The following is a 15,403-nucleotide window of genomic DNA, read 5'->3' as shown; positions in this document are numbered from 1 at the left end:
GAACCAGGACTGTGTCCGGATTTCCTCTTCCAGCGCGGGAATCTCATCAAGATGAGCGTTTGCTGCAGCGAGGATCTTGTCGATGAGCGCTTCTTTTTCTTCCTTGATCTTCGGTGAGAGACGCTTGGGAATCTGCAGGCGCGTTGGCCACGGCGGGAGCGACGGGCTGTGCCGGAATATCTGGCGGTGCGATGGCCGTAGATCCTGCGGGGCCGGTTGGAACGATGTATTGCGTAGCTGTGGCAGTGGATTCCACTGCTGGAGTTGCGGGCGCGTTTGATGGCGTGGCAGGGCTCGCAGGTGAAGTTGCTGTCGGTCCTGCAGAGGGCGAAATCGCCGCCGCTGGTGGAACAGCGGGCGGGGGGGTAGGTTGCGGCGACGAAGCCTTTTGCGCCAGGCTCTCCAGGGAGGACAGGTTGTGAAGATCATCCTTCGCCAATGCCGTCGCAGTGGCGTTTTCGCTTAGCCAGCGGGCCAGACGTGGTGAAGCAGAGAGGATCTCCTTGTTGCGCGCTTCATCGATGCGCCTTTGAAAGAAGTCGCGATATTCTGCGACCAGCGGCAATGGTGGCGCAGGGCAATTCGTAACATCCGCATACTCACGCGCGAAATTAAGGTTATCTGCAGCCTCACCTGGATTTTCATCCAAGGATTGAATAATGCTGCTGGCGGCGGCAGCGCTTTGTTCGCGTCGTTTGCGCGACCAAGCGTCATAATCCGACGTGATGTCCATGCTTTGTCTCCCGTTCGGCCGAGAGACAAGGGTAGATGCGGAAGGGTTGTTTTATAAATCGAGGGAGGGATGCCGATGGCGAATGAGGCTGAAGCGCCCCTCTGGATTTTCATCCGCAGATTGAATAATGATATTTTCAGCGCCGGCGTCCTGCCGGCGTCGTTTCCGTGAGTTTGCGTCAAATCCGGMGTTATATCCGTGGCTTGCCTCCGTCAGGAATGAGGCTGCACGGGCGGGACGATTCTATCGGAAATTGGGGAGGGCTATCGATGCCTGTGGTTGTCGGAGCTGCGTTGATTGCAGCATGGTTGGGGGCGATGCACTGGAGCCAGATGCTTCCCGAAGGTGGGCGGCAGGCATGGCGGGTTTTCGTCTATGCGCTGATCGGCGCTCCCTTCGCATATCTCTTTTCGGCTATGTGTCTGTGGCTGATGGACCCGACGCATTCCAACGCACCGTTCGTGTCCTATCTCACCGGCGGGATCTATGCGGTCGTGATCGTGGCGCTCGTCGGCGCTGTTGCTGCCTATCGCTATCGGGACCGGTTCTATCCGCCTCAAAACATCACGCGAACGCACATATGGCTGATGGGCTGAAAAACAGCATCGTATTGCTCGCGGTGCTCGCCTTCCTCGGCGGCCTGTGGACGAGCCTCGCGATCGGCGAGCAGGTGCCGGATCGCTCAGGCGGGACCGGCTATTTCATCGGCGGAATCATCGGCACGGCGCTTGCGATCCTTCTGTTCTCCCTGATCGCATTTTTCATCGTTCGTGACGTCAAGGGCGGGGGCCGGGATGCGCATGCGGGCCTTATGGGCGGAACCTTCGCCTGCCTTGCGGCGACGGGGCTTGGTTATCTCGGTGCGCTCAGCGAGCTCAATGGTTGAGCGTCAACAGATGTGGAAAGAGGCGGCCGCATTTGCGGACGGGGCGGCAAAGACGGGCGGGGCGCGAGCCGCAACGGAGGGAAATATGTTCTCGGGATGTCTGGGGCAAAGGCTGATTGCGGCCGGTATCGGGCTATTTTTGTCTCTTGTGTCGGTCGTTTCCGATGCGGCCGGTGCTGACGATCATGGGCGTCCGGAATTCCTCTTCGGCGTCAGGATGGGTGACAAGGCCGTGAGTATCCTGTCCCAGCAGGGATGGTACGCCTGCGATAACGGAACCATAAAAGCTGCCTGCTTCGACGAGGTCACGCGCTATGGCCGGGTCGGCAAGTTCCAAATCCATATGCTCAACGGCAAGGCTTATTTCGCCGAGTTTTTCCCACAGCGTTCGAAAGGATATTGGGAGACGCTCAAGGCTGTGCGGGCCTCCGGCAATGGCGCACCGACGGTTGTCGAACTGAAGACCAAGAATGCCAATATCGACATGATCAAGGCCATTCACGACCTGGGATCGACGGAGGCCGGCAAGCGGTTCTCCGGCTATCTGCTCGACGATAATCCGAGCTTGTGGTCGATCAGCTTCGTTCAGTTGCCGCGCCCGTCGGATGCCGCTTTCCCCGATGCTGCGGCCTATGAGGACAGTCTGCCGGCAGGGACTTTCGAGATCACTGTCGGCACCTTGATGGATGTCACTTACGTCAGGCTATACCCCACGCTCGCCAGCAACATCGCGGCGTTTCCTGAATATTGCCATGACGATTGCAAGAGCTGGTCGCAGCCCGATCGCTGAGCTGGATGATGGCGGCTGTAAAATTCAAAATGGGCGGGACGTGATGACAGATGATCTGGGTTTCGCATCCGCCGTCATGCCCGCCTTCATGGCGGCGTGGCCTGGGGCGAAATATTGGGGGCGGGTATTGCCGAAGGGGCGGCTCTATTCGCTGCTGGCGTTTCGGCGCAGGTTCTACCTGCCGATAGAGCCCCCGCGGAAAGTGGGCAGGACGTGAATGATACTTGATCTGGGATTTCTTGCCGCCGTCATCCTAGCGCTTGTGGCGGCATGGTTTGCAGCCAAGCATCTGAGCATGTATCTGCCGAGGGGATTCGAATACTCGCTAGTCGCGTTTTTCTGGACGCTGGCCAGCGCGACTTTCGTTTTTGCGTCTTGTATCCTATGCCTGCGGCTGATCGAGCCTTACACCGCACCTGAGCAACGGACAGACTACCTCGCGCGCGGGCGGGGGTGGTTCGCAATGATCATCATGGCGGCCATCTTTTCAGCGCGCAAATTTCGCCTCAGATTCCACCCGCCGGAAAAGCCCGGCGGTTTGCAGATAACAAACCGCACCTCGCGGAAGGCATTCTTGCAATTGCTCACGATATCGTTTTGGGGGTGCATAGCCTCTGGCATTTCCGGTGTTTCGACCGAGGGGACTTCTGTTCTCTTCATGCTCGGGAGCGGGGTGGTCGCAGGGTTTTCTGCATCCGTTCTTTTCAGAGACTGATCTTCCCCAGATTTTCGCCGGCTGCAGAAGACCGGACCAGGCAAAGGCGCACTCATCCCTTATAGCGGAGCCTGATGGTGCGCCGCTCACAATGCGGTCACTTCAGCGCAAGGCAAGAGGAACACAGCGTCCGACCATGCTCAGACCAACCAAAGCCGAAATCGATGCCGGGATCATAGACCGGGCGGCAGCACTTCTTGCGCAGCATGGGCTTGCCCATGCTGCGCTGCAGCAGATTGCCGATGCCGTCGGTTATTCGAAGGCGGGGCTCTTGCATCATCTTCCGACCAAGCAGGCGGTTTATGATGCTGTAATCAAGACCGGGACAGGGCAGTGGTGGCCGTCGCCTTCGAGCGGCCATGCACGAGGCCACCCGGCATTGATCTTGCAAATCTCGTAATGGAGCGGCTGATCCGCATGACGAGCGCCTTTTCCGGCCTGGGTATCACCGCCGGCATTGCGGTGCACTCCAGGCTGACGAAGGAATGGCGGGAGCTCCTCATCGCGACGGCGATGGATGCGCTTGGTCACGGGAAGACATAGGCCGGCACAAGACAAGGCGTCTTATGGCGCCGGCGGGCGGATTGCCCGCCGGTCTGTTTACGGGCGTTTCAGAAAGCTTCGCGGCTGTCGCTTCTCGGATCGCCGTCGATCTGGTGCGGCTGGTAGAGATCGCCGCGGGCGGTGCGCCGCCAGGGCCGCGCAGGGTTCTCCGGATTGGTGGTGATGTCGGCAAAGGCGATGCCGGGCTTCCCGTCCGCTGGGCAGAGGGCTGCCCATTGGCCATTGGGGGCAGCGATGCCGCAGGGAGCAATCACGCTCTGCGGGGCGTGGGAGGCGTAGCTGACCCAATAGGTATTGCTGGCGGCGAGACCGAGCACCTCGGCGGCAAAGGGCGGGGCTGCAGAGGGTGTTTCTCCCGAAGTCGAGAAGAGCATGCAGTCCACATCGAGCCTCTCATATTCGATGAAGATTTCGGGATAATGCGACTCCATGCCGGCAGCGCAGCCGAAGCGAAGGCCGTCCACCTCGAAGGTGACGGGGATCTTGCCCGGCGAATACATGAAGGAGATCTTCGTGTGGGAGAGCAGGCGCTCGTCATAGCGCGTCACCAGCTCGCCCCTGTCAGAGATGACATAGAGGCTGTTATGCGGCCGGTGCGGCGGGGTCAGCCGGTGGGGTGCRCCGAAGACCGTCCAGAGCTTCAGCTCCCTTGCGAGCTCTCTCGTCTCCTCCATCTCCTCGCGCAGGACCTCCCATTGGTAACGGCTCCAGTCGGCAGCGCCGATCTCGGCGGGGCCGATTTCGGAGAGGATGCGCTTGTGGGGAAAGCAGATCGTTCCCTCGGAAAAGTGGAGGAGGCGGGCGCCGGCATCGTGCGCCTGGCGCATGAGGTGGCGCATTTCGGTGCCGTTGGCGCGGAAGGCGTCGGCATCGCGCGGGTCCAGGCGGACCGTGGACTGGGCGACGGCCAGCCGCAGGGATTTGCCTGTGGGCTCATCCGTTTGCGGTTCTGTTCGGGATGTTGTTTGCGGCGCGCGGATGTGGCTGAGGGCTGAAGTATAGGATTCGCCGGTCTTTGCGGCGCGGGTGCGCACCCTGCGTTTGAAGTTTCCGTTTCGGGTCATTGTCAGGCCTTTCCGTCACGGACGCATGTTCCCCGGCAACCACGCCCGAGCGATCGGACCAAGGTTTTCGAACCCGAGACGGAAGTCCCTTTGCCTCCGTTTGAAAGACCCTGCCGGGGAGGATCGATGGAGGTTGGGCGCAGGCCACGCCTAAGCCAGAAGATGTCGCTGCCGGCGCGATTCGTCAATCTGGGGAGGTGCCCGTGAGGAGGCTGTGACGCGACTTCCTGGATGGCGGCGGATGATCCGCCGCCATCTGTTTGCCTTGCGTAGAGTCAGGCGCCTTACGCTGCGGCAATGCCGTTGAGCTCAGCCATTACATCATCGGGCAGCTCGATATCTGCAATCGCGAGGTTTTCCCTGAGGTGACCACGCGAGGATGTGCCGGGGATGAGCAGAATGTTCGGCGCGCGCTTGAGGAGCCAGGCGAGCGCCACCTGCAGCGGCGTGGCGCTGAGGCGGGCGGCGACATCCGAGAGCGTCGAGGACTGCAGGGGAGAGAAGCCGCCGAGCGGGAAGAAGGGCACGTAGGCCGTGTCTTCGTCTGCGAGCTTGTCGATCAGCGCGTCATCCTCACGGTTGGCGAGATTGTACTGGTTCTGGACGCAGACGATGTCTTTGATCTTGCGGCCGTCATCTACCTGCTTTGCGGTGACATTCGATAGGCCGATATGTTTGATCAGGCCCTGCTGCTGCAGCTCGGCCAGAGCTGTCAGCGGCGCCTCGAGCGAGCCTTCGGCCGGACCATGCACATCGAACATGGCGCGCAGGTTGACCACTTCGATGACATCGAGGCCGAGATTTTTCAGGTTGCTGTGGATCGCCGCGGTCAGCTCTTCCTTCGAGAAGGCCGGATTCCAGGAGCCGTCGGCGCCGCGCAGCGCGCCGACCTTGGTGACGATGACAAGATCGTCTCTATAGGGGTGCAGCGCTTCCCTGATGATCTCATTGGTGACGTAGGGGCCGTAGAAATCGCTGGTGTCGATGTGGTTGACGCCGCTTTCGACCGCTTCGCGCAGCACGGCGATGGCTTCGTCACGATCCCGCGGCGGCCCGAAGACGCCCTTGCCGGCAAGCTGCATGGCGCCATAGCCGAGCCGCTTCACCGTGCGGTCGCCGAGTTTGAAGCTTCCCGATTTTTCGACAGTAGACATGAATTCTGGATCTCCGTTTGAAGGCGAAGAGGAGATAGGCCTGGATCATTGGTTGGACAATTGGCTATAATCCGGACGGGCTGTCCTGTGTGGAGGACAATGAGTGAGATCTGGAATATGAAACAAGGTGTGCCTGAAATCAGCGATGTCAGCGCTTTTCTCGCCGTCGCAAGATCCGGTGGTTTCCGCGAGGCGGAGCGGGCGGGCCATATGAGCTCATCGGCGCTCAGCGATGCGGTGCGGCGGCTGGAAGCGGAACTCGGCGTGCGATTGCTCAACCGCACGACACGCAGCGTGGTGCCGACGGAGGCCGGCCGTGGGCTGATGGAACGGCTCGGCCCCGCCTTCAGCGAGATTGATGCGGCCCTCGACTTCGTGAAGGATTTTCGCGATCGGCCGGCCGGCACGCTGAAGCTCAATGTGCCCGTCAGCGCGGCAAGGCTGGTGCTGCCCGATATCGTGCCGGCTTTCCTGAAAGCCTATCCGGATATTCGGCTGGAAATCGTCACCGAGGAGAATTTCGTCGATATCATCGCCGCCGGCTGCGATGCCGGCATCCGCTATGACGAGCGGCTGGAGCAGGACATGATCGCCGTGCCGATCGGCCCGCGCATCCAGCGTTTTGCCGGGGGTGCCTCAGCTGCCTATCTCGCCGCACATGGGCGGCCTGAGCATCCGCGCGATCTGCTCGAGCATGCCTGCATCCGTGGGCGTTTTGCCGGCCGCGCCATTCCGGTCTGGGAATTCGAGCGCGACGGCGAGATCGTCAGGGTCGATCCGCCAAGCCCGCTGATCGTCCAGAACGGCGGCGGTACGGATCTCGCCGTCGATGCGGCGGTGGCCGGAACCGGCATCGTCTTCACCTTCGAGGACTGGCTCAGACCCTATTTCGAAAGCGGCGCGCTGGAGCCGGTGCTGGAGCCCTGGTGGGAAAGTTTTTCCGGCCCCTTCCTCTATTATCCCGGCCGCCGGCTGGTGCCCGCTCCACTGCGCGCTTTCATCGATTTCATCAAGGCGATGCCGCGGGAAGGGTGAGCTGAGATCATCGGCCCGCAACGTGGTAGAGTGGGTACGGGCGATGCATTCGCCGCATCGCCATCATCAACAACACCATCGTAATGACGATGGAGGGGGAAGATCATGAGCAGCGCAAGCAACATGACCGGCAACGGCACGAGCGAGATGAAGCTGGAGATCATTGTCGTGCCAGTTTCGGATGTCGACCGGGCCAAGGCATTTTACGGCGGGCTCGGCTGGCGCCTCGATGCCGATTATTCCTCAGGTGACAATTACCGGGTGATCCAGTTCACCCCGCCGGGCTCGAACGCATCCGTCATCTTCGGGAAAAACGTGACGCCGGCAGCGCCCGGCTCCGCACAGGGCCTCTATCTCATCGTCTCCGATATCGAGGCGATCAGAAAGGAGCTGCGCGAGCGCGGCGTCGAGGTCAGCGAGGCCTTTCATCCCGAGGGTGAGGTCTACAGCGGCCCCGACGTGCCTTATCTCTTCGGCCGGCGCCGGGTCAGCGGCCCCGATCCCGATCGGGGCAGCTACCGCTCCTTCGCTTCCTTCAACGACCCTGACGGCAATGGCTGGCTTTTCCAGGAAATCACCGTCCGGCTAGCCGGCCGCATCACTTCGGACCTTGCCGCCTTCGGCACGGCGAAAGACCTCGCCGCAGGATTGCGCCGGGCGGCAGAAGCGCATGGCGAGCACGAAAAGCGCAATGGCGGAAAGCACGACGAGAACTGGCCGGACTGGTATGCGGAATACATGATGGCCGAGCAGACAGGCAAGCCGTTGCCGCAATGAGGCGATTGCCGAGCGGCGCCGGCCGGATGGGCCGGTCCCGCTCGCCATCTTACGAGAGCCCATGTCACACGGGCTCGATCTGGGCCGCCCACTTCCAAAGATCATCCATCTGGTCCGGTGGAATTCCCATGGCCACCGCGAGCAGATCGATACGGGGGTCTTTACGGGAATAGTCCTGCGCGTCTTCGATCATGATACGCACGGTTTCCTTATCTTTGACCGACATCCCTGCCATGCCATTGACCGTGGAGAGAACATCGGCCTTGAAAATCGGCGGTTCGAGTTCGAGCGCTGCGAGCCAGAGCTGCCATTTCCTGAGGGAAGGGAAGCGATCTTCTGAGCCCGTCGGATCGCGAAGGTATTTCGCAATCGCGGGCTCTTGGTCGTCATGAGGGACGAGGATCATATCAGGCTGATCGCGGGTGAGTATTTCAAGGATAGTTCCGGCGCTGTCGTAGCGAACATACACAGTTGTCATGCGAATAACCTCTTGCAGGTGTAATCATGCCAGCCGCATACCAGGAAGGAGGCTGAACAGGCTGTGCTTGTCACTCCGGCATACCTCCAGAGCTGACCATTAACGTTGCTTCGCGCCTTGCCTGCCGCCGCACTCTGGTCTGGATAGTCGTTGCCCGAGCGTGACCGGCACCGAACCTGATGGGCGGCACCTGTTGTGTAGTTGGCGACGGCAGCATCTGAAACGATCCCGACGCAGTCCTGTCCCGTGCTTGCCACGACAGTGTCAATCAGCACCCAGACATCTACACTCAGCCCGACAGGAATATTGCTCGGTATGGCTAGGCCCTGCACATTGGCGTTGGCGGTGAACCACGTGTAGGTGTCGGTGTTGACCTCATTGCCGGTCTGCCAGAACGGAACAATGTTTCCCGATGCATTGGTGATAATCAGGCCCACGCGGCTCCCAGACAGGCATTCCCACCCGACCGGCTTCGTGACGCCCGCCTCCGATGCCGACAGTGACATCACGAAATCCGTGGTGCCATCTGATGTCTTCTTAACGGCATAGAGAAAATACGTCTTTGACGGCTGCAAAGCCCCTGTGTCGAGCAGCTGAACAAGCGTTTTTGCCGTGGCAACGGTGGTCTGATGCTTCTTGCCGCCAAACCAGCCAACGCCTGGGCCGATGGTGACAGAGGTAACGCCGACATAAGCGGGAATGAATCCTGTAAAGAAATCAAGACCGGTGGAAACACAGACGTATTTGACAACACTACTTGCCAGAACCTTCTTCAGGCCCCAGCCTGCCGCACTGTCCGCGATGGCGAATTCATCGGCATCGACGATGTCGGTCTTTGCAGTCGCACCGTGCACCCAGCCGGCCAGGGTATTGGCGACGTCATTGTAGATCGCCAGCGTCTTGCGATACCAATGAAAGGCGGAAAACAGTCCGCCCGAACCTGGAACCACAACATCTTCCGGATTTGTTGCATAGGCGGCCGCGAGGCCGGCACTGGCATTTGCGCTCGTCGCCGACTGAGCGGCTTCAGCGGCTTTCTGCTGGGCGGTCTGCGTCAGGCCGGCAACAGCAGGAATCTCATCAGCAATATCAGCCACGGTCTCCAGATACTGCGAGACAGCGGCAACGGCTTCCAGCGCGTCGCCTTTGCCGCTGAGCGCCAGAACGTCTGCAATGAGCTTGTCGATCGTCGCTGAATCGAATGACGGGGGAATGGTGACTGCGCGGGCCGCTCTTTCCTTGAGCTGCTGGAGCCTCATCACGACAAGGTCAAGCGCCTGCTCTACGGTTTCCGCATAATAGGCGCCCTGGTTTTCCAGGTCGGTTTCCTGGGTGAAGGGCACGTCCAGCAGCAGCGTTATCCTGCTGCCGTCGGCCGGAGCGGGTACGATGACCGCGCTTCCGCCGCCGTCATTGCCAGTGCCGGTCACGGTGTAATCGGCGTCGAGCACCAGAATTGAATCCGTGCCCGAGACATCCGTCCGGATCACCTGCAGATGCTGGGGTTCGAGGATCTTGAACTTGTATTCGAAATCCGTGGTGACACCGTCCCCGCTATAGGGGCCGGATCGATTTATCTCGCTCGAAATGGTCATGGGATCGCGCCTCTGGTTTTCCAGACCATAGGCGCAGGAAGGTTGTCGGCCTGACCTGACCAAGATTCGTGAGAGAGGCGATCGATCCTTGCGACCTGCGGCCGTTACGCCGAGGCGGCAGACAGCAGCTTGCGGAAGAACATCCGCCGGTGCCGGCTCGGATAGTCATCGATCGCGCCGAAGAGGGTGTAGCCCTGTTTCTCGTAGAAGCCGGGTGCCTGGAAGCTGAAGGTGTCGAGCCAGATGCCGTTGCGGCTGTGGTTTCTTGCCCATTCCTCGGTCTGCAGCAACAGGCTTGCGCCCAGCCCGCGGCCGCGCAACCTTTCCGGCACGAAGAGCAGCTCGACGAAGAGCCAATCATAGTAGAATTTCGCCCAGAGCCCGCCTGCGACCTGGCCGGTCTCGTCTGAGAGCGCGATCGCGAGCGGCCTGTACCTGTCATCCCCCGTCTTCGCCTCGTTGAAGGCAAACAGCGGATTGAGGATTGCGAGGTGATCGGCTTCCGTCGGCTCGGCGATGACGCGGGTGGTGATGGCGGTCATTTTTCGGCTCGCATTCGGATCGGGAAAGGCGTGGCTTAACGGGGCGGGATGTCGGTTTTTGTGATGCGGTTTTTGGCCTGCGGGGCATCAGGCGAATATTGCAGCCTATCATGCGATCACGCGCATCGCTTCTGGATTGTATGCGAGTGTTGTCATACAACAGGGAATGCAGCGTTCGGCGTGTTGGAAGGTGTTCATGCGACATTCCACGATAGCTTCTGTCAGGCCCCTTTCATGGCCCGGTCTTTTCTTCGCGCTGGTCGGCCTGTGTCTGTCGCTGACGCCGAGCCTGATGCCGCGGTCGTGGTTCGTGCAAGGCGCGCTGTCGGGCACGTGTGCGGCGGCCGGATATTGTTGTGGCGCCTTCCTGCAATGGCTCTGGATCTATCTCGAGATTCCCTCGTTCCGGCTTATCACCGGGCGGTTGGCCCGGTCCGTGGCCGTGATAGCAGGCGTCATGGTTGCTGCGTTTTTCGTGTGGCAGTCGTCATCCTGGCAGAATTCCGTCCGGGCGTTGATGCAGCTTGCTCCCAACGCCACGATCGAACCCTTCCTGCTGGTCCTTACCGCGGCATTCGTCTTCATCCTGCTGGTCGCGATCGGCCGGCTTTTCAGACGAATGGTTCTTGCCAGTTATGCCCGCACCAGCCGTTTCATTCCAAGGCGGCTCGCCGCCGTTGCCGGAACCCTGCTGTCGATCCTCGTGTTCTGGGCCATTGCCGAAGGTCTGCTGTTCCATGTTGCGCTGCGCCTCGTCGATTCATCCTTTCAGGAGGCCGACGCGCTGATCGATGACGATACGCCGATGCCTGGCGATCAAGGCAAGACGGGAAGCGCGGCATCGCTCGTCAACTGGGAGGAGCTCGGGCGGCAGGGGCGCCATTTCGTCACATCGGGGCCGACACGGGACCAGATCGGCACCTTCCTGCAGTCTCCCGCAAAGGAGCCCATCAGGGTCTATGTTGGCTTGAACAGCGCAGATAGCCCGGAGGCGCGGGCAAGCCTGGCGCTGGCGGAACTCAAGCGCCAGGGCGCGTTCGAGCGGGCCTTCCTGATCGTCGTCGTGCCGACGGGGACCGGCTGGGTCGATCCCGAGGCCATGGATACGGTCGAATATCTCCTACGCGGCGATGTGGCTGAGGTCGCGATGCAATATTCCTATCTCAGCAGCTGGCTCTCATTGATGGTCGAGCCTGAATACGGGTCCGATGCGGCAAGAGCACTTTTCAACGAAATCTATGCCTATTGGCGGACACTGCCGCGCGATCATCGCCCGAAACTCTATCTGCACGGCCTGAGCCTCGGGGCACTGAATTCCCAATCGTCCGTCAATCTGTACGACGTGTTTGCCGATCCGTTCCAGGGGGCTTTATGGAGCGGGCCGCCCTTTGCGAGTTCCACATGGGCCCATGTGACGGCAAACCGGAACCCCGGATCGCCGGCCTGGCTGCCGCAATTCCGCGATGGCAGCATGATCCGCTTTGCCAATCAGCAGACGACCGCCGATCGTCCGGACGCTGCCTGGGGGCCGGTCYGCATCGTTTTCCTGCAATATGCCAGCGATCCCGTCACCTTTTTCGACTGGCGCGCGCTTTATCGGRAGCCGGACTGGATGAAGGGGGAGAGAGGTCCTGATGTCTCGCCGTATTTCCGGTGGTTTCCGATCGTAACCACTCTGCAACTCGGCTTCGACGCCATGATCGCCACCACGTCGCCCATGGGCTATGGCCATGTCTATGCGCCGCAGCATTACATCGATGCCTGGGTCGCGGTGACGGACCCGGCCGGATGGTCGCCCGAGGAGATTGAGCGGTTGAAGGTGCATTTCGAGAGGGTGTCTGTTGCAAAGTGAATGAAACGGACGAGGGCATTCATCGCCGAAGCCGAAATATTAAAAATGTCTTATTCAGGTGAAATTCCGAGTTATACTTTCGATAGACTACGAAATTGTGATCATGTGTTCTGGATCACATGTTACCGAGCGGTATTTATTCCTTGTCAGTCATCAGTTGACCTGACTACCATCATTTGGAGTTTCGAATAAATAAACAGGCTATTCTTCTTCCTGCAGTTGTGATAGAAATTTTAGCTCGCTGATGTAGTTCCTGTGAATAGTATTGGCGGGCTAACCCATGTCAAAGTCTTCCAGCGACAATATAACGGCGCCGGGGTCGAATGAACTTGTATCGGCCCTTTCGCAAGCTGCATCCGGAACAGGTGATTGGGACATTCTTGCCCATGACGTCGCCGGCATGCTCGCAACACCAAAGCTTGATTGGGAAAGTCTGAGCCTGGCCAAGGAGCATGTTCATTCTCAGTTGCCGGATTCCGCCACCATGCTGGAGGCATTCGTCAGCAAGAGTGCCGACGAAGCCGGTCGGAATGCGTCGGTCGAGATGTTCGATGCCTGCTGCGCCGCCGGCGGCGATCCCGTGCAAATGCTGCGCGAGGTGCACAGGATCCTGCGCAGCTATCTCGCCTTCGACGTGTTCACCTATATCGAATCCTATACGAGCCCCAGGAAAGACATGACCCTGATCCGCGGTCGATTTGCCATGGATGGCGATGCCGAGTTTCCGTGGCCCGCCCGCTGGATGGAAATCCCCACGATCCTGATGGACAGGACGGAGGGGGCCAATATCTCGATTTCCAGTCTCGAGGATTATTACGAGAAAAATCCCGAAGCCAGGGCGCTGCAGGAAAATCCGGTTTCCCAGGAATATAGCAAGCGGGGCATCGAAAGTTACGTCTCTGCCATGCGCATGGACGGCGGCCGCGTTGCGGCCTCGCTGACGCTTGGGCGCCGTGCGAAAACGGAGCCTGGGCCTTTCGGGGACACGGAACAGAAATATCTGAACAGTTTTCGCCTGGAACTCGTCCTGCGGCTGATAGGCGAAGCTTTCGAGCGGCGCACGGTGACCCGGGCAAGGGCAATCTCGGCGCTGTTCACACCCCGCGCCCTGCCGCGCCCCCTGGCGAATGACTGCGTGCGCATGATCGGCGAAGGGTTCGAGCTCGAATATGTGGGCCTGTTTCGCGTCAATCGCGCCCGCGGACAATTCGAGATCGTCGCGCAATATGACACGGAGAAGTCCCTGAAGGTCGAGGACGGATTTGTCCAGAAGCTGGATCAGGGAATGCTTGGCCATGTGCTGAGCGAGGGAAAAGCCCTGTACGCGCGAGATGTCCGCACTAAGCCGCCGCCGTTCGGTTATAAGCAAGCTGCGGAGGCTGCTGCATCGGCCATGTGCCTGCCGCTTCGATTGATGAGGGAAACATCCGTCGAGATCGAATGGATACTCGATCTGGAGTCGACGCAGCTCGACGCCTTCCCGCCGCCGGAGCAGGAGGCGCTGAAACATCTCGTTGAGGAAATCGAACGCGCGCTGCAGCTCTGGTTCGAGGCACGGCTCGGTTCCGTGTTGCTGGACCTTGTCGACCAGGGCGTCGTTGTCCTGGGCGAAGGTACGCGCATCGAGCGCGCAAACAAGGCGGCGCGCAGATTGCTGGGTCTCATGAGAGATGTTCCGCTGCCGCTGCCGGAGGCGGACCGGTACGCTCATCTGGAAGCCTATGGAGCCGATCGGGCCAGCCAGGAAGCAATTGCTTCCGGATCTATCCCGGCGTCGGGCGAGCATCTGCGCCTTATCGGGCCTGACGGCATCGAGCGTCCGGCGATGGCCGGGGCGTCCTATCATGACGACGCATTCCATCGGCACGTATGGCTTCTGGGTGATGTCGAAAATGCTGCATGGGTCGGCTCCCTCAAATATATGGAAATGGCGGTGCAGACTGTCATGGGGCAGGCGCATGGCAACCTGATGCTTGCAGCCGCCCTCTTGAAACGGTCACTCGCCGGCATGGATGCCGCCGGACCGGCCTACTTGTCGGTGGAGCAGGCGCTGCGCTGCCTCACGATGGCGAAGATTCCATATGAAAGAGTGGCAAGCGTCTATGACGTCATCTCACAGCCGAGACGGCGCACGAGCGAACTGGATCTGACAGCAGAACTCCTCCGGTTCCGTGACGCACTGCCTGCCAACGAAGCCGCTACGCTGACCCTTGATGTGCCCGACGGTCCGCTGCTGGTCGGCGGCGATCCGGAGCGGCTTTCCTTCGCTCTTCGCTCGCTGCTGGGATATCCCTTGTCCATCAGCAGTGCGGACAATCTGTTGCGAGCCCGACTGACCGCCAATGGCGCCGTTGCCGAGATCGAAGTCGTCCTCCAGCACGCGATCGCAAGCATGGCGACAATTGAAAGCGAAGTTGACGAGGTGGATGGAGGCGATGGCGGCCGGGACCAGATCGCCTATGCGGAGTCCAGGGCACACGCATTGTCAGGGCACGGTCTGGGTGTGATCCGGGTCGTGGTCGAAGCGCATAACGGAGAAATTCAACAGGGCATTGGTTCCAACGGGGAATGGCGGGTGATTGTGCGCCTGCCGATCAGCCCGACCTGAATCGAGGATAAGCCGATGACATGCCTACTGGTCGTTTCGCCCGACAAGAGCTGGAATCAAGCCCTTGATATCGAATTGAGCTCGATTGAGATCAGCACCGTTGGTGCAGAGACGGGAAATGACGCGGTCGTAGCGGTGGCAAGCAAGAAGGGAGCGTTCGACGGCATTCTCATCGGCGCCATGCCTGTGCACGGAGAGAGTGCCGAGCGTGCGGCGCTTGATGCCGTGGACATCATGAGCGCTGTGCGCCAGAGCGACGGGCACATTCCCATTCTGTTATGGGCTCCGCATCCCTATGATTCACTTGCGCGAATTGCCAGCCGCTACGAAACAACGGCCATCATCTCGCAGGACACGGCCGACAGGATCGGCGAGACGCTGACGCGCCTCAGGGAGTCGCGCAGGAAATACCGGTCCGTCCCGACGGCCACCGCGCCGAGCGGGACGGTCGAACTCGAAATCGGCGCGACGAGCATCCGTGTCGTGGTTGCTGCAAGCGGCAAGGGCACCATCATGGAGATGACGCGCGCCTGGACCGGGCGCAACAAGCTGACGCAGCTGAACCAGAAATTCTCGACATGGGAACTGCGGCGCCGGGCCGGCACGGCGC

At 60.3% G+C, this 15,403-nt stretch carries 17 protein-coding genes; 11 read left to right on the top strand and 6 right to left on the bottom strand.

Going from position 1 to position 15,403, the window contains the following annotated elements; translation table 11 throughout:
* Positions 1-46: 46 nt before the first annotated feature.
* The gene (locus AC1D35_RS31825; protein WP_162748593.1) at positions 47-733 is read right to left on the bottom strand and encodes a hypothetical protein; all 687 of its coding nucleotides are present in this window, start codon (positions 731-733) and stop codon (positions 47-49) included.
* A 269-nt stretch (positions 734-1,002) separates the two neighbouring features.
* Between AC1D35_RS31825 and AC1D35_RS31820 the strand changes: the two genes are divergently transcribed.
* From AC1D35_RS31820 to AC1D35_RS31795, 6 genes are all read left to right on the top strand, one after another.
* On the top strand, positions 1,003-1,329 hold the full coding sequence (locus AC1D35_RS31820) for a hypothetical protein (RefSeq protein ID WP_113310955.1): 327 nt from the start codon (positions 1,003-1,005) through the stop codon (positions 1,327-1,329).
* The gene (locus tag AC1D35_RS31815; RefSeq protein ID WP_113310954.1) at positions 1,314-1,619 is read left to right on the top strand and encodes a hypothetical protein; all 306 of its coding nucleotides are present in this window, start codon (positions 1,314-1,316) and stop codon (positions 1,617-1,619) included. The genes AC1D35_RS31820 and AC1D35_RS31815 overlap by 16 nt, the downstream gene beginning before the upstream one ends.
* Positions 1,620-1,704: 85 nt before the next feature.
* The gene (locus tag AC1D35_RS31810; protein ID WP_113310953.1) at positions 1,705-2,409 is read left to right on the top strand and encodes a hypothetical protein; all 705 of its coding nucleotides are present in this window, start codon (positions 1,705-1,707) and stop codon (positions 2,407-2,409) included.
* A gap of 217 nt (positions 2,410-2,626) precedes the next feature.
* Complete coding sequence (locus AC1D35_RS31805) at positions 2,627-3,124, top strand: hypothetical protein (RefSeq protein WP_113310952.1); 498 nt, start codon at positions 2,627-2,629, stop codon at positions 3,122-3,124.
* 136 nt (positions 3,125-3,260) lie between these two features.
* Complete coding sequence (locus tag AC1D35_RS31800; RefSeq protein WP_477853188.1) at positions 3,261-3,524, top strand: TetR/AcrR family transcriptional regulator; 264 nt, start codon at positions 3,261-3,263, stop codon at positions 3,522-3,524.
* Positions 3,524-3,667, top strand: coding sequence for a hypothetical protein (locus tag AC1D35_RS31795; RefSeq protein WP_477853187.1), 144 nt, complete (start codon positions 3,524-3,526; stop codon positions 3,665-3,667). The genes AC1D35_RS31800 and AC1D35_RS31795 overlap by 1 nt, the downstream gene beginning before the upstream one ends.
* Before the next feature lie 68 nt (positions 3,668-3,735).
* On the opposite strand, the gene AC1D35_RS31790 is transcribed toward AC1D35_RS31795, so the two are convergent.
* On the bottom strand, positions 3,736-4,752 hold the full coding sequence (locus AC1D35_RS31790; RefSeq protein ID WP_113310951.1) for a carbon-nitrogen hydrolase family protein: 1,017 nt from the start codon (positions 4,750-4,752) through the stop codon (positions 3,736-3,738).
* A 284-nt stretch (positions 4,753-5,036) separates the two neighbouring features.
* The gene (locus tag AC1D35_RS31785; RefSeq protein WP_113310950.1) at positions 5,037-5,906 is read right to left on the bottom strand and encodes an aldo/keto reductase family oxidoreductase; all 870 of its coding nucleotides are present in this window, start codon (positions 5,904-5,906) and stop codon (positions 5,037-5,039) included.
* Positions 5,907-6,023: 117 nt separating this feature from the next.
* Between AC1D35_RS31785 and AC1D35_RS31780 the strand changes: the two genes are divergently transcribed.
* Both AC1D35_RS31780 and AC1D35_RS31775 read left to right on the top strand, forming a co-directional pair.
* Positions 6,024-6,941 carry a LysR family transcriptional regulator gene (locus AC1D35_RS31780; RefSeq protein ID WP_162748606.1) on the top strand — a complete coding sequence of 306 codons (918 nt, stop codon included), beginning with the start codon at positions 6,024-6,026 and terminating at the stop codon, positions 6,939-6,941.
* A 105-nt stretch (positions 6,942-7,046) separates the two neighbouring features.
* Positions 7,047-7,718, top strand: a complete 672-nt coding sequence (locus tag AC1D35_RS31775) for a VOC family protein (protein WP_113310949.1) — start codon at positions 7,047-7,049, stop codon at positions 7,716-7,718.
* Positions 7,719-7,782: 64 nt separating this feature from the next.
* Here the strand turns inward: AC1D35_RS31775 and AC1D35_RS31770 are convergent, their stop codons facing one another.
* The 3 genes from AC1D35_RS31770 to AC1D35_RS31760 all read right to left on the bottom strand — a co-directional run bounded on the left by AC1D35_RS31770 (position 7,783) and on the right by AC1D35_RS31760 (position 10,333).
* Positions 7,783-8,196, bottom strand: a complete 414-nt coding sequence (locus tag AC1D35_RS31770) for a hypothetical protein (RefSeq protein ID WP_113310948.1) — start codon at positions 8,194-8,196, stop codon at positions 7,783-7,785.
* Positions 8,193-9,791, bottom strand: a complete 1,599-nt coding sequence (locus AC1D35_RS31765; protein ID WP_113310947.1) for a hypothetical protein — start codon at positions 9,789-9,791, stop codon at positions 8,193-8,195. Before AC1D35_RS31765 ends, AC1D35_RS31770 begins: the two co-directional genes overlap by 4 nt.
* A 104-nt stretch (positions 9,792-9,895) precedes the next feature.
* Positions 9,896-10,333 carry a GNAT family N-acetyltransferase gene (locus AC1D35_RS31760; protein ID WP_113310946.1) on the bottom strand — a complete coding sequence of 146 codons (438 nt, stop codon included), beginning with the start codon at positions 10,331-10,333 and terminating at the stop codon, positions 9,896-9,898.
* Between the two features lie 196 nt (positions 10,334-10,529).
* Here AC1D35_RS31760 and AC1D35_RS31755 point away from each other — a divergent pair, with 196 nt between their 5' ends.
* The 3 genes from AC1D35_RS31755 to AC1D35_RS31745 all read left to right on the top strand — a co-directional run.
* Complete coding sequence (locus AC1D35_RS31755) at positions 10,530-12,185, top strand: alpha/beta hydrolase (RefSeq protein WP_477941823.1); 1,656 nt, start codon at positions 10,530-10,532, stop codon at positions 12,183-12,185.
* 280 nt (positions 12,186-12,465) lie between these two features.
* On the top strand, positions 12,466-14,793 hold the full coding sequence (locus tag AC1D35_RS31750) for a PAS domain-containing protein (protein WP_113310944.1): 2,328 nt from the start codon (positions 12,466-12,468) through the stop codon (positions 14,791-14,793).
* A 15-nt stretch (positions 14,794-14,808) separates the two neighbouring features.
* Positions 14,809-15,403, top strand: a 595-nt coding sequence (locus AC1D35_RS31745) for a hypothetical protein (protein ID WP_477941822.1), incomplete at its 3' end; no start/stop codon positions are given.

The organism is Rhizobium sp. P1_E6 (assembly GCF_056405875.1).
Note: the sequence above shows the minus strand (reverse complement) of the source record. Positions and strands in the feature narration are given on the sequence as shown.